This window comes from Demequina lignilytica, assembly GCF_030418375.1.
Lineage (GTDB): Bacteria > Actinomycetota > Actinomycetes > Actinomycetales > Demequinaceae > Demequina > Demequina lignilytica.
This window is the reverse complement of the sequence record NZ_JAUHPZ010000002.1, coordinates 435,811-449,072: the sequence shown is the minus strand read 5'-3', so window position 1 is coordinate 449,072 and position 13,262 is coordinate 435,811. Positions and strand designations below refer to the sequence as shown.

The 13,262-nt window shown below is 73.5% G+C and carries 11 protein-coding genes; 6 read left to right on the top strand and 5 right to left on the bottom strand.

Translation table 11 applies throughout. The annotated features are described in order from the left end of the window. Nucleotides 1-26 precede the first annotated feature (26 nt). The 3 genes from QQX13_RS05655 to QQX13_RS05645 form a co-directional block, all read right to left on the bottom strand. Nucleotides 27-935 (bottom strand): carbohydrate ABC transporter permease, encoded by a 909-nt coding sequence (locus QQX13_RS05655; protein WP_301152758.1) that lies wholly within the window; start codon nucleotides 933-935, stop codon nucleotides 27-29. Next, nucleotides 932-1,888 (bottom strand): carbohydrate ABC transporter permease, encoded by a 957-nt coding sequence (locus tag QQX13_RS05650; protein WP_301121036.1) that lies wholly within the window; start codon nucleotides 1,886-1,888, stop codon nucleotides 932-934. Before QQX13_RS05650 ends, QQX13_RS05655 begins: the two co-directional genes overlap by 4 nt. Before the next feature lie 91 nt (nucleotides 1,889-1,979). Continuing rightward, nucleotides 1,980-3,275 (bottom strand): ABC transporter substrate-binding protein, encoded by a 1,296-nt coding sequence (locus QQX13_RS05645; RefSeq protein ID WP_301121235.1) that lies wholly within the window; start codon nucleotides 3,273-3,275, stop codon nucleotides 1,980-1,982. A gap of 369 nt (nucleotides 3,276-3,644) precedes the next feature. Here QQX13_RS05645 and QQX13_RS05640 point away from each other — a divergent pair, with 369 nt between their 5' ends. After that, nucleotides 3,645-4,094 carry a hypothetical protein gene (locus QQX13_RS05640; protein WP_301152757.1) on the top strand — a complete coding sequence of 150 codons (450 nt, stop codon included), beginning with the start codon at nucleotides 3,645-3,647 and terminating at the stop codon, nucleotides 4,092-4,094. 12 nt (nucleotides 4,095-4,106) lie between these two features. Here QQX13_RS05640 and mnmA read toward each other — a convergent pair whose 3' ends face one another. Both mnmA and QQX13_RS05630 read right to left on the bottom strand, forming a co-directional pair. After that, nucleotides 4,107-5,183: a tRNA 2-thiouridine(34) synthase MnmA gene (gene mnmA / locus QQX13_RS05635; RefSeq protein WP_301152756.1), complete on the bottom strand. Its 1,077-nt coding sequence runs from the start codon at nucleotides 5,181-5,183 to the stop codon at nucleotides 4,107-4,109. Nucleotides 5,184-5,405: 222 nt separating this feature from the next. Beyond that, nucleotides 5,406-6,191 (bottom strand): IclR family transcriptional regulator, encoded by a 786-nt coding sequence (locus QQX13_RS05630; RefSeq protein WP_301152755.1) that lies wholly within the window; start codon nucleotides 6,189-6,191, stop codon nucleotides 5,406-5,408. 79 nt (nucleotides 6,192-6,270) lie between these two features. Between QQX13_RS05630 and hutH the strand changes: the two genes are divergently transcribed. From hutH to hutI, 5 genes are read left to right on the top strand one after another with little or no spacing between them, the layout of a single operon-like run. Continuing rightward, nucleotides 6,271-7,824: a histidine ammonia-lyase gene (gene hutH, locus QQX13_RS05625; protein WP_301152754.1), complete on the top strand. Its 1,554-nt coding sequence runs from the start codon at nucleotides 6,271-6,273 to the stop codon at nucleotides 7,822-7,824. A gap of 17 nt (nucleotides 7,825-7,841) precedes the next feature. Further along, the gene (gene hutU, locus QQX13_RS05620; protein ID WP_301152752.1) at nucleotides 7,842-9,530 is read left to right on the top strand and encodes a urocanate hydratase; all 1,689 of its coding nucleotides are present in this window, start codon (nucleotides 7,842-7,844) and stop codon (nucleotides 9,528-9,530) included. Beyond that, on the top strand, nucleotides 9,530-10,777 hold the full coding sequence (locus QQX13_RS05615; RefSeq protein ID WP_301152824.1) for an allantoate amidohydrolase: 1,248 nt from the start codon (nucleotides 9,530-9,532) through the stop codon (nucleotides 10,775-10,777). The genes hutU and QQX13_RS05615 overlap by 1 nt, the downstream gene beginning before the upstream one ends. Then, nucleotides 10,774-12,093 (top strand): formimidoylglutamate deiminase, encoded by a 1,320-nt coding sequence (locus QQX13_RS05610; protein ID WP_301152751.1) that lies wholly within the window; start codon nucleotides 10,774-10,776, stop codon nucleotides 12,091-12,093. Before QQX13_RS05615 ends, QQX13_RS05610 begins: the two co-directional genes overlap by 4 nt. Beyond that, complete coding sequence (hutI, locus tag QQX13_RS05605; RefSeq protein ID WP_436968559.1) at nucleotides 12,083-13,261, top strand: imidazolonepropionase; 1,179 nt, start codon at nucleotides 12,083-12,085, stop codon at nucleotides 13,259-13,261. The genes QQX13_RS05610 and hutI overlap by 11 nt, the downstream gene beginning before the upstream one ends. The last annotated feature ends 1 nt before the right edge of the window (nucleotide 13,262 follow it).

Here is a 13,262-nt window from a genome sequence, read left to right as displayed (position 1 = left end):
GAAACGGTTCGTGGGGCAGGAGCCCGTCAGCCCTTGACGGCCCCCTGCATGATGCCCGAGACCAGCTGCCGTCCGGTGAAGATGAACAGCAGGATCAGCGGGACCGTCGCGAGCAGCACGCCGGCGAGGACCAGCGAGTAGTCGACGAAGTAGTTCGCCTGCAGCAGCGACAGCGCGACGGGCAGCGTCGGGTTCTGCTGGTCGAGCACGATGAACGGCCAGAAGAAGTTGTTCCAGCTGGTCACGAACGTGAACAGGAACAGCATCGAGGCCGCCGGTCGCGCCGCGGGCAGGCCTACATGCCAGAACGTGCGGATCATCGAGCAGCCGTCGACACGTGCCGCCTCGATCAGCTCGGTCGGGAGCGACTGCTGCAGGTACTGGGTCATCCAGAACACGCCGAAGGCCGTGATGAGGCCCGGCACGATCACCGCGCCCAGGTGGCCGGTCCATCCGTACTCCTGCATGAGGATGTACAGCGGCACCACGCCGAGCTGGACGGGGACCGCCATGGTCGCGATCACGGCGACCAGCAGCGGGCCCGAGCCCTTGAAGCGGAGCTTCGCGAACGCGTAGCCGGCGAGCGTCGACAGCACCACGGTCGACACCGCGGTGGTGGTCGAGACGATCACCGAGTTCGACAGCGCCTTCCAGAAGTTGATCGCGGGGTTGTCGATCACGGTCGCGGCGTTGGCGAGGAAGTTGCCGCCCGGGATCCACGTGAGGTCGCGGTAGATCGTCGACTGGTCGCCCGAACCGATCAGGAAGGACCAGTAGAACGGGAAGATCGCGGCGACGAGGACGATGCCGAGCGACCCGTAGGTGAACCAGCCGGGCCGGCGCGACGTGATGGCGGTCGAGCGGAACCGACGCTTGGGCGCGGGCGCCTGGGGCTCCGCCGTGACCGGCGTGGGGGTGGTGGTCGCGGTGCTCATCGCTTGCCTCCGCTCGCGTCGTCGGCGACGAGCCGGCGGGTGATGAAGAAGTTGATCAGGGAGAACGCCACGATGATGAGGAAGAGGATCCAGGCGATCGCGGCGGCACGGCCGAAGTCGAACTTGCCCCAGCCGGTGTTGTAGAGGTACATCGTCAGCGTCAGCCACTGCTTGTTCGCGCCGCCGGTGCCGGTCTGGTCGTACATGCGGGGCTCGTCGAAGATCTGCAGGCCGCCGATGGTCGAGGTCAGGATCACGAAGATCAGCGTGGGCCGGATCTGCGGCACCGTGACGGAGAAGAACCGGCGGAGGGAGCTGGCGCCGTCGATCGCCGCCGCCTCGTAGAGGTCGCGCGGGATGGCCTGCATCGCGGCGAGCAGGATCAGGGCGTTGTAGCCCGTCCAGCGGAAGTTGACCATGGTCGCGATCGCGATATGGCTGGGGATCACGTCCGTGTGCCACAGGATGCTGTTCAGGCCGAGGTCGTTCAGGACCGTGTTCACCAGGCCGTACTTGTCGCCGAACATGTTGGAGAAGATCAGCGCCACGGCCACCGGTGCCACCACGTAGGGCAGCAGCACGCCCATGCGCCAGAAGGTCTTCGCGCGAAGGTTGTGGTCGAGCTGGTAGGCGATGAAGGTCGCGACCAGGATCTGCGGCACCGAGGACAGCAGGAAGATCGAGAACGTGTTGCGCAGGGCGATCCAGAACTCGCGATCCTGCAGCACCCACGTGAAGTGCTCGAAGCCGATGTACTCGCCGGTGTTGCGCACCAGGTCCCAGTCCTGCAGCGAGATGTACGCCGTGTAGAGGATCGGGAAGATGCCGACGATGCCGAAGACGATGAAGAACGGCGCGATGTAGAGGTACGGCGACAGCTTGACGTCGAGCCTGCCGAGCCGCTGTCGCGCGGTCAGCGAGCGGGTCTCGCGCCGCACAGGGGTGGTGGTCATGAGGAGGGTCTCTTCTTCCTAGGACGTGATGCCGGCCTCGCGGTCCGGGTCGCCCCCGCCGTGGCGGAGGCGACCCGGACCGGTCAGGTCATCAGCCGAGCGCGGAGATCTCGGCGACCGCCTGGTCCCACGAGGTGGTAGCGTCCTGCGAACCGTCCTCGACGCGGGTGAGCGCGTTCTGGATGATGTCGTTCACCTGGAAGTAGAACTCCCCCTTGAACGGGGCGACCGACACGGCGTCGGCACGGCTGGAGAAGATGTCGCCGAGCGAGTCCGTGTTGAAGTACTCCGCCTTGGTGGGCGAGTCGCCCGAGGCGAACGCGGCGTTGATCGCGTCCAGGTCGGCCAGCGCGTCGGTCTGGCTCGGGAACGTGCCCGCGGCTGCGAGGGCCTTGAGCTGCTGCTCCGGGGCGGTCAGCCACGCGGCGAGCTTCTTGGCCTCCTCGAGGTTCTCACCCGAGGACGGGACGGTCAGGTACGAGCCGCCCCAGTTGCCGCCGCCGCCGGGGAAGACGTCCGCGACGTTCCAGGTGGTCGTGTCGGGGGCCGCCCCCTGGACCACGCCGAGCATCCAGCCCGGGCACAGGAGGGTGGCGAACTCGGACTGCGCGAGACCGGCGAACCAGTCGTCCGACCACTGCGGGAGGTGCGCGGACAGGTCGCCCGCGGCCTCGGTGACCTGCATGAACAGGTCCTTGACCTCGGCGTTGTCGGTGGCGATGATCTCACCGGTGTCCGGGTCCTCGTAGGCCGCGGCGACCTGGTTGATCATGCCCTGGTAGGTCGCGTTGGCGGACTCGAACCACGCGCCACCGCCGCCGGCCTGGTACTGCTCGCCGACCTCGAAGTAGTGCGCCCAGTCGCCCTCGAGGAGCGACGCGACCTCGGCCGGGTCCGTCGGGAGGCCCGCGGCCTCGAACTTGGCGGCGTCGTAGCAGATCGCCTCGGGGCCGATGTCGGTGCCGTAGCCGATCAGGCGGCCGTCGGGGTCGGTCGCGGCCTCGGTCTTCCAGTCGAGCCAGCGGCCCTCGACGTCCGCGCTCGACAGGTCCTCGACCAGGTCCGCATACTGCATGACCTCGGGGAGCCAGTCGACCTCGATCGCCTCGACGTCCGCGAGGCCGCCGGCGCCCAGCTTGGCGAAGTAGTTGGTGCGGGCGTCGTTCGACGTCGCCGCGATGTTCTGGACCACCGTGACGTTCGGGTTCGCGTCCATGTACTCCTGGAGCAGCGCGTCCGTGTAGCCGAAGTCGTTGAAGGTGGCGACGGTCAGGGTGACCGGCTCACCCCCGGTGGTGTCGCCGTCGGCCGACGAGCTGCCCTCGGGGCTGCTCGACCCGCCGCAGCCGGTCAGTGCGATAGCGAAGGCCGCGGTGCCCGCGACCATGCCCAGCGATGCCTTACGTGAGAGGCTCACGTTCACTCCTTTGTGTCCGTCAAATGGATGGCCGACCCTCTGAGAGCGCTCTCCCTGAGAGAGCGCTCTCTCGAATCGGCACCACCGTATGACCGGCCGCATGCGCTGTCAAACCGCGTCTCACGTGCGCCGCCACTTCGTTGCCGAAACGTTACGATCGCGCGTCCCCGCTTCCCGCGCCTCACCCCCGGCCCGGACAGTGCGCACGGATCCGGCTCTGACACACCGCCGACGAGAGCCCACACGGACCCCTCGAACGGCGTGCCGCCGCCATTTCCGTGCGGGCTGTCCGGGCCGCGGGGGTGGACAGGAGCGCCAACCGCCGGGGACGATGCGGGCATGACGCACCGACGCATCGCCCCTGGTCTCGGGCTGGCTCTCGCGTTCGTGGCCCTAGCGTCGTGCGGGTCGGCGCACGACGTCGGCGACCTCGACGCGGACGACTCCCCCGTCGCGCGGTACGACTGGGATCCCGCCGACGGCGGCGACTCGGCGCTCATGGAGGGGACGCTCGAGCTCATCGACGGCTGCCTCTGTATCGTCGGCGCGGGCGAGACCGACGGGCTCATCACGGTGCCGGTCTTCTCACGGTCGCTCACCAGCTGGGACGCGGACAGCCGCGTCCTGACCTACGCCGGCCGCGACTACGCGCTCGGCGACCCCGTGAGCGCCGGCGGCGGCTGGGGGCCGCCGACCTCCGCCATGACCATCCCCGAGGCGTGCGAGCCCGACGCCTGGGGCGAGGTCATGCACGTCCAGTCGCCCGACCTCGAGCCGTACGGCGGCTGAGGCGCGCGCCGCTCAGCGCGCGATGGTCGCCTGCCCGAGCACGCGGGAGCCCCGATAGAGCACCAGGGACTGCCCCGCGGCGACCCCGCGCATCGGTTCCTCGAGCGTGACCGTGACCCGGGCATCGTCCCGCGTCGCGACCCCGGCGACGGGCGCGCCGTGGGCGCGCACCTGCACCTCGACCGCCGTCGCCGACGTGCACGGCACGTCGGGCGCGAGCCACACGACGTCCTCGCCGACCAGCTCGCGCACGCTCAGCAGCGTCTCCGGGCCCACGGTGACGACGTTGCGCGCGGTGTCGATGCCGGTGACGTAGCGCGGCGCGCCGTCCGCGGCCGGGCGCGGCAGCCGCAGGCCCTTGCGCTGGCCCACCGTGAAGGCGTAGGCGCCCTCGTGCGCGCCGACCACCGCGCCCGTCTCGTCGACGATCTCGCCCGGTCGCTCCCCCAGGGCGCGGGTGAGGAAGCCCTTGGTGTCGCCGTCGGCGACGAAGCAGATGTCGTAGGAGTCCGGCTTGTTCGAGACGCCGAGGCCGCGCGCGACCGCCTCCGCCCGCACCTCCGCCTTCGAGGCCACGGTGCCGAGGGGGAACATCGCCCGCGCGAGGCGCTCGGGCCCCATCACGGCCAGCACGTAGGACTGGTCCTTCGCGGCGTCGGCGGCGCGATGCAGCTCGCGCGTGCCGTCCTCGCGCAGGTCGATGCGCGCGTAGTGGCCGGTGCACACGGCGTCGAAGCCGAGCGCCAGGCCGCGCTCGAGCAGGGTGTCGAACTTGATGTGCTCGTTGCAGCGCACGCAGGGGTTCGGGGTGCGTCCGGCCTGGTACTCGGCCAGGAAGTCGCTCACCACCGTGTCGTGGAACTCGTCGGACAGGTCCCACACGTAGTACGGGATGCCCAGCCTGTCCGCGGCGCGGCGGGCGTCGTTCGCGTCCTCGATCGAGCAGCATCCGCGGGACCCCTCGCGGTGCTCGGCGCGCGACCGCGACAGCGCCATGTGCACCCCGACCACGTCGTGGCCGGCGTCCTTGGCGCGCGCGGCGGCGACGGCGGAGTCGACTCCGCCGGACAGGGCTGCCAGGACACGCACCCGACAAGGGTACGTGGCGTCGCCTCCCGCCCCTCCCCCATCCCCCTGCGGGGAACTGAGCGTCGCCTTCGCGGAGTTGCAGCCTCCTGCGGGGAACTGAGCGTCGCGGACTTCCCCGCAGCGCGCGCGGATCGGGCAGGAGCGGCACTCACATCCCCGCAGCGCGCCGGGTGGGTGGGCGGGACGATGCGAGGGGGTGGGTGGGACGATGCGGGCGCCGCTTCAGCGCCGCGCGCCGCCGACGCGCCGTTCGAGCTCCGTGGCCGCGCGCGCGACCTCTCCCACCAGGGCCTCGCGCGACGCCGGATCGCGCTCGGAGGGGAAGGTGACCGCGATCGCCGCGACCGGCCATCCGGTGTGGTCGCGCACCGCCACCGCGACGGACGCGAGCCCGGGCGTGACCGACCCGTCCTCCTCGGCGAAGCCCCGCTCGCGCGTCAGGCGCACCAGCTCCCTGAGCTCGGCCGGCGACCGCGGCGAGCCCTCCGGCACGGCCTCGAAGGCCGCACGCCCGGGGAACACCGCGCGCCGCTGCGCGTCGGGCAGCGCCGCCAGGATCGCCCTCCCGGTGGCGGTCGCGAGCGCCGGGAGGCGCACCCCCACGTCCGTGACCAGGGTGGGCCGCCGCGGCGCCCGCTCCTCGACGATGTACACCACGTCCGTCCCGTGCAGCACCGCCAGGTGCCCCGACTCCCCCGCCCGGTCGACCAGCCCGCCGAGCACCGGCGCGCCCAGGCGCGCGAGCGGCTGCTGGCGCGCGAACCCCGAGCTGAGCTCGTAGGCGACCAGCCCGAGTCCGTAGAGGCGCTGCTCCGCGAGGTGGACCACGAAGCCCCGCTCGGCCATGACCCCGAGCAGCCGGTAGACGGTCGACCGCGGCAGGTCGAGCGCACCCGCGATCGCGCTCGCCGCGACCGGGCCGCGCTGCGTCGCGAGGTGGGCGAGGATCCGCAGGCCTTGATCGAGGGCGGGGGACGGCGCCGGGCGCGAGGCCGAAAAACCGTCCATGGCGCCACTGTCTCACATGTGAGACAGATTCTCCGGGGCGGGCGCCCCGCGCCGGACCCGGCCGCAGTTCCATGAAGGCATGACCCTCCTCAGCACGCTCGCACCGGTCCGCGTCGGCCTCGAGGCCCTCACGATCGGCGACGTGGTCGCGGTCGCCCGGCACGACGCACCCGTCTCGCTCACCCCCGCGTCCCTCGCCGCCATGCGCGACTCGCGCGCCGTGGTCGACGCGCTCGCCGCGGACCCGGCGCCTCACTACGGCGTCTCAACCGGCTTCGGGGCGCTCGCCACGACCTTCATCGATCGCGAGCGCCGCGCGCAGCTCCAGCTCAGCCTGGTCCGCTCGCACGCCGCCGGCTCCGGCCCCGAGGTCGAGCGGGAGGTGGTGCGCGCGCTCATGCTGCTGCGCCTGTCGACGCTGCTGACCGGCCGCACCGGCGCGCGCCCCGTGGTCGCCGAGACCTACGCCGCGATCCTCAACGCCGGGATCACGCCCGTGGTCCACGAGTACGGCTCGCTCGGCTGCTCGGGCGACCTCGCCCCGCTGTCGCACGTCGCCCTCGCCGCGATCGGCGAGGGCCCGGTGCGTGACCCCGACGGCGCGCGCTGCACCTCCCGCGACGCCCTCGCCGCGGCCGGCATCGCGCCCCTGGTCCTCGAGGAGAAGGAGGGCCTCGCCCTCATCAACGGCACCGACGGCATGCTCGGACAGCTCGCGCTCGCGCTGACCGACCTGGAGACGCTCGTCGGCACCGCGGACATCACGGCGGCGATGAGCGTCGAGGCGCTGCTCGGGTCCGACTCCCCCTTCGCGCCCGACCTGCAGGCGCTGCGCCCCCACCCCGGGATCGGCGCCGCCGCGGAGAACATGCGCCGCGTCCTCGCCGGCTCGGGAATCGTCGCCAGCCACCGCACCGCGGACTGCACCCGCGTGCAGGACGCCTACTCGCTGCGCTGCGCCCCGCAGGTCGCCGGCGCCGTCCGCGCCACCATGGCCCACGCCCGCGAGGTCGCCGGTCACGAGCTCGCGGCCGCCGTCGACAACCCCGTGGTGACCCTCGACGGCCGCGTCGAGTCGAACGGCAGCTTCCACGGCGCGCCGGTCGCCTACGTGCTCGACTTCCTCGCGATCGCGGTCGCGGACCTCGCGAGCATGTCCGAGCGCCGCATCGACCGCATGCTCGACCCCTCACGCAGCCACGGCCTCCCGCCATTCCTCGCCCACGAGGTCGGCGTCGACTCCGGCCTGATGATCGCGCAGTACACGGCGGCCGGGATCGTGTCCGAGCTCAAGCGCCTCGCCGCGCCCGCCTCGGTCGACTCCATCCCGAGCTCGGCGATGCAGGAGGACCACGTGTCGATGGGGTGGCACGCCGCACGCAAGCTGCGCACGGCGATCGACGGCCTCGCGCGCGTGCTCGGCATCGAGGCGATGACCGCCGCACGCGCGCAGTCGCTGCGCGCGCCCCTCGCGCCCTCCCCCGCCACGGAGGCCGCCGCATCGTCCCTCGGCGATCACGCCGCCCCCGGACCGGACCGCTTCCTCGCCCCCGACATCGACGCCGCCGCCGCGGCCGTGCGCACCGGCGAGGTCCGGGCCGCGGTCGAGTCGGTCGTCGGCCCCCTCGCCTGACCCCCGAAGGAGACATCATGACCGCCACCGAGACCCGCCGCACGGTCCGCGCCGCGCGCGGCACCGAGCTCACCTGCAAGTCCTGGCAGACCGAGGCGCCGCTGCGCATGCTCATGAACAACCTCGACCCCGAGGTGGCGGAGCGGCCCGAGGACCTGGTGGTCTACGGGGGAACCGGCCGCGCCGCCCGCAGCTGGGAGGCGTACGACGCGATCGTCGCGACCCTCCGCGACCTCGAAACCGACGAGACCCTCCTGGTCCAGTCCGGCAAGCCGGTGGGCGTGTTCCGCACCCACGAGTGGGCACCCCGCGTGCTGATCGCGAACTCCAACCTGGTGGGCGACTGGGCGACCTGGCCCGAGTTCCGCCGCCTCGAGGCGGAGGGCCTGATGATGTACGGCCAGATGACGGCCGGCTCGTGGATCTACATCGGCACCCAGGGCATCCTCCAGGGCACGTACGAGACCTTCGCCGCGGCCGCACGCCAGCGCGCCGCGCGCGAGGGCCGCGACCCGCGCACCGCCTCCCTGAAGGGCACCCTCACGCTGACCGGCGGCGCCGGCGGCATGGGCGGCGCCCAGCCGCTCGCCGTCACCCTCAACGAGGGCGCCTGCCTGATCGTCGACGTCGACGCGTCGCGGCTGACCCGCCGCGTCGAGCACGGCTACCTCGACGTGGTCGGCGCGGACCTGGACGATGCGGTGGCGCAGGCGCTGGCGGCGAAGGCCGAGGGCCGCGCCCTCTCCGTGGGGGTGGTGGGCAACGCCGCCGAGGTGTTCCCCGAGCTGCTGCGCCGCGGTGTGCCCATCGACCTGGTCACCGACCAGACCTCCGCGCACGACCCCCTGAGCTACCTGCCCCTCGGGTACACCGTCGAGGAGTGGCACGCCCGCGCCGAGGCCGACCCCGAGGGCTTCACCCGGGACGCTCGCGCCGCGATGGCCGCGCACGTCGAGGCGATGGTGGGCTTCAAGGACGCGGGCGCGGACGTGTTCGACTACGGCAACTCGATCCGGGCCGAGGCGAGGCTGGGCGGCTACGGCCGTGCCTTCGACTTCCCGGGCTTCGTGCCGGCGTACATCCGCCCCCAGTTCGAGGAGGGTCGCGGCCCGTTCCGCTGGGCCGCGCTCTCGGGCGACCCGGAGGACATCGCGAGGACCGACAAGGCGCTCATGGAGCTGTTCCCCGAGCATGAGTCGCTCCACCGGTGGCTCACCGCCGCCGGGGAGAAGGTCCACTTCGAGGGCCTGCCGGCGCGCATCTGCTGGCTGGGGTACCAGGAGCGTCACCTCGCCGGCCTGAAGTTCAACGAGATGGTGGCGAGCGGGGAGCTCTCCGCCCCGATCGTGATCGGCCGCGACCACCTCGACTCGGGCTCGGTCGCGTCGCCCTACCGCGAGACCGAGGGCATGAAGGACGGCTCGGACGCGATCGCCGACTGGCCGCTGCTCAACGCGCTGCTCAACACGGCGTCCGGCGCCACGTGGGTGTCGCTCCACCACGGCGGCGGCGTCGGCATCGGCCGGTCCATCCACGCGGGCCAGGTGATCGTCGCCGACGGCACCGACCTGGCGGCCGAGAAGATCGCCCGCGTCCTGGTCAACGATCCGGGCACCGGCGTCATGCGCCACGTCGACGCGGGCTACGCGCACGCGAAGGACGTCGCCCGCGAGCGCGGGCTGCGCGTGCCCATGATGGAGGCGTGATGACGCCCGTCGAGGCACCCGTGGCGCCGGCGACGCTGGACGCCGTCGCGGCGCTCGCCGAGCTCGCCTGCATCGGCCGCGACGATGCTCGGGGCGGCTGGTCGCGGCATCTCCTGGACGAGGCGGACGGCGAGATGCGCGCCTGGTTCGCGCGGACGGCCGCCGCCCTGGGCCTCGCGGTGGAGACCGACGCGAACGCCAACCAGTGGGCGACCTGGGCGCCCGACGGTGCGACCGGGCCCGCCGTGGGCACCGGCTCGCACCTCGACTCGGTGCCCGGCGGCGGGCCGCTCGACGGGCCGCTCGGCGTGGTCTCGGCGCTCGCCGCGGTGTCGCGCCTCATGGCCGAGGGCCACGCGGCGTCCCGGCCCGTCCGGATCGCGAACTTCGCGGAGGAGGAGGGCGCCCGCTTCGGCGTGCCGTGCCTGGGGTCGCAGCTGCTCGCCGGTGACATCGACACGCACCGCGTGCGTGCGTTGACCGACGGGTCGGGCGCCTCGGTCGCGGAGGTGCTGACCTCCGCGGGTCTGGACCCCGAAGCGATCGGCCGCGACGACGCCCGCCTCGCTGACCTCGCGCTCTACCTGGAGCTGCACGTCGAGCAGGGCCGCCAGCTCGCGCCGCTGGGCGTGCCGGTCGGCGTCGCGACAGGCATCCTCGCCCACGGCCGCTGGCGGGTGACCGTCACCGGCCGTGGCGACCACGCCGGCGCCACCGAGCTCGGCTCCCGCCGGGACCCGATGCTGGTCGCCGCCGCCGTGATCCGGGCGGCGCGCAACCGCGCCGCGGGCGCGAACCCCGCGACCCGTGCGCGCGCGACGGTCGGCAAGCTCCAGGTCGTGCCCGGCGGCTCGAATGCGATCGCGTCGGAGGTCCGGCTGTGGCTCGACGCCCGTGCGGAGCACGACGCGGACGTGCACGACCTGGTCGCGCGCATCCTGTCCGACGCGGAGGCTGTCGCGCGCGAGGAGGGATGCGAGGTCGCCGTCGCCGAGGAGTCCTTCAGCACGCGCGTCGAGTTCGACGCCACGCTCACCGACCTCGTGGACTCGGCGCTGGGCGGCGTTCCCCGGATCCCCACCGGTGCTGGTCACGACGCCGGCATCCTGGCGGCGCACCTGCCCACCGCGATGATCTTCGTGCGCAACCCCGACGGCGTGTCCCACTCGCCGCTCGAGGGCGCCTCAGACGCGGACATCCGTGCGGGCGTGGACGCGCTCGCCGACGCGTTGAGGGCGCTGACGTGAGGATCGCGATCGGCACGCTCGTGCTCCCGGACCGCCTGCTGAGCGACGTCCGGATCGAGCTCGACGGCGCGGGCGTGGTCACGGCGATCGGGCCCGACGCCGCGAGCGCGCCCGCCGATCTGGCCGTCGAGGTCGCCGCACCCGCCTTCGCGAACACCCACAGCCACGCGTTCCACCGGCTGCTGCGCGGCCGCACCCACGCGGACGGCGGCGACTTCTGGCGCTGGCGCGAGGCCATGTACGCCGTCGCGGGGACGCTGGATCCCGACGGGCTGCGCGCGGCCGCGACGGCGGCGTACGCCGAGATGGTCGCGGCGGGCTACGCCGCGGTGGGCGAGTTCCACTACCTCCACCACGCGCCCGACGGCACCCCCTACCCGGGTCACGCGATGGAGCGGGCGCTCGCCGACGCCGCCTCCGCGGCCGGCATCCGCCTCACCCTGCTGGACACGGTGTACCTGCGCGGCGGCTTCGGCACGGAGGTCACGGGGGCGCAGCGGCGCTTCACCGACGGCACCGTCGAGCGCTGGCACGACCGCTGGGACGCGCTGCGCGCGGACCTGGCCGTCACCCACCCCGAGGTGACGCTCGGCGCCGCGCTCCACTCGGTGCGCGCGATCGACCCGGACCGCCTGGCGGCCGCGGTGGCGGGCCTCCCGACCGACATCCCTCTCCATGTCCACCTGTCCGAGCAGCCCGCGGAGAACGCCGAGTGCCGCGCGGCGACCGGGCTCACCCCGACGGTGCTGCTCGACCGCGCCGGCGTGCTCGACGCCCGCACCACCGTGGTGCACGCGACGCACCTGACGGACGGCGACGTCGCGACGCTCGGCGCGGCGAGCGTCTCCGTGTCGATGTGCCCGACCACCGAAGCCGACCTCGGCGACGGCCTGGGCCGGGCCGCCGACCTCGCCGCCGCCGGCGCCCGGCTCACGGTCGGGTCCGACCAGAACGTGGTGATCGACCCGTTCGACGAGCTCCGACGCCTCGAGGGCGGGGCGCGGCTGGTCTCGGGCAGGCGCGGCGTGCTCACCCCCGAGCAGATCTGGCGCGCCGGCACCTCCGACGGGCATGCCGCGCTCACGCCGGTCGGCGCCACCCGCCAGGCGCCGGCCGTGGGACACCCGTGCGACCTGGTCCTGCTCGACGCCGCGTCTGCCCGCACCGCCGGCTCCGACCCGCACGCGCTGGCCCTCACCGCCACGGCGGCCGACGTCCTCGGCACGGTCGTGCGCGGAGTCCACCACGCATCGTCCGACCGGCGTCGCCTCGCGGTCGACGCCCTGCTGCGCCGGGAGCCCGCCCATGCCCGCTGAGGCGATCGTCAACATCGGCGTCCTCGCGACCATGGGCGAGGGCGAGGGTGCCATGGGCCTGCGCCGCGACGCCGCCGTCGTCATCGACGCCGGCCGGGTCGCATGGGTGGGCCCGGCCGCCGACGCGCCCGCCGCGGACCTCCGCACGGACGCGGGCGGCGCCGCGATGATCCCCGGCTTCGTCGACTCCCACACCCACGCCGTGTTCGGCGGCGACCGCGCCGCCGAGTTCGACGCCCGCATGTCCGGCGCGCCGTACACCGCGGGCGGCATCCGCTCGACGGTCGCGGCCACGCGCGCCGCATCCGACGAGGAGCTCGCCGCGCGCACCCGACACCTGCTCGACGAGGCGCTCCGCCAGGGCACCACCACGGTCGAGATCAAGTCGGGCTACGGCCTCGACGTCGCCACCGAGCGCCGGCTGCTCGAGGTCGCGGCGCGGTTCACGGACGAGGTGACGTTCCTGGGAGCGCACGTGGTCGCGCCCGAGATGGCCGCCCGCCGCGGCGACTACGTCGACCTGGTCGCGGGGCCGATGCTCGAGGCCGCGGCGCCCCTCGCGCGCTGGATCGACGCGTTCTGCGAGGAGGGGGCGTTCGACGTCGACGAGACCCGGCGGATCCTCACCGCGGGACGCGACGCCGGGCTCGGGTTGCGGCTCCACGCCAACCAGCTGACGCGGTCCGGCGCGGCGGCGCTCGGCGTCGAGCTGGGCGCGGCCAGCATCGACCACTGCACGTTCCTGTCCGACGAGGACGTCGACGCCCTCGCGGGCTCGGACACTGTCGCGACGTTCGTGCCCGGCGCGGAGTTCTCCACCCGCCAGCCGTATCCGCGGGTCGACCGCCTGCGCGACGCCGGCGTGACGTGGGCGCTGGCCTCGGACTGCAATCCCGGGTCGAGCTTCACCACCAGCCTGCCCTTCTGCATCGCTCTCGCGGTGCGCGACATGGGCGCGACCCCGGGCGAGGCGATCCGCGCCGCCACCGCGGGTGGCGCCGCGGCGCTCCGCCGCACGGACGTCGGCCGGATCGAGGTCGGCGCGCGCGCCGACCTGGCACTGCTCGACGCCCCCGACCCGGTGCACCTCGCGTACCGGCCGGGCGTCCCGCTCGTGTCGCGCGTGTGGCGCGGCGGCGTCGAGACCCGCACGTGGCGCGACGGCTGAG

Excerpts from the sequence above, each read along its gene's own strand:
- QQX13_RS05655 (WP_301152758.1), bottom strand. The coding sequence starts at position 935 with ATGAGCACCGCGACCACCACCCCCACGCCGGTCACGGCGGAGCCCCAG.
- QQX13_RS05650 (WP_301121036.1), bottom strand. The coding sequence starts at position 1,888 with ATGACCACCACCCCTGTGCGGCGCGAGACCCGCTCGCTGACCGCGCGA.
- QQX13_RS05645 (WP_301121235.1), bottom strand. The coding sequence starts at position 3,275 with ATGGTCGCGGGCACCGCGGCCTTCGCTATCGCACTGACCGGCTGCGGC.
- QQX13_RS05640 (WP_301152757.1), top strand. The coding sequence starts at position 3,645 with ATGACGCACCGACGCATCGCCCCTGGTCTCGGGCTGGCTCTCGCGTTC.
- QQX13_RS05630 (WP_301152755.1), bottom strand. The coding sequence starts at position 6,191 with ATGGACGGTTTTTCGGCCTCGCGCCCGGCGCCGTCCCCCGCCCTCGAT.
- hutH (WP_301152754.1), top strand. The coding sequence starts at position 6,271 with ATGACCCTCCTCAGCACGCTCGCACCGGTCCGCGTCGGCCTCGAGGCC.
- hutU (WP_301152752.1), top strand. The coding sequence starts at position 7,842 with ATGACCGCCACCGAGACCCGCCGCACGGTCCGCGCCGCGCGCGGCACC.
- QQX13_RS05615 (WP_301152824.1), top strand. The coding sequence starts at position 9,530 with ATGACGCCCGTCGAGGCACCCGTGGCGCCGGCGACGCTGGACGCCGTC.
- hutI (WP_436968559.1), top strand. The coding sequence starts at position 12,083 with ATGCCCGCTGAGGCGATCGTCAACATCGGCGTCCTCGCGACCATGGGC.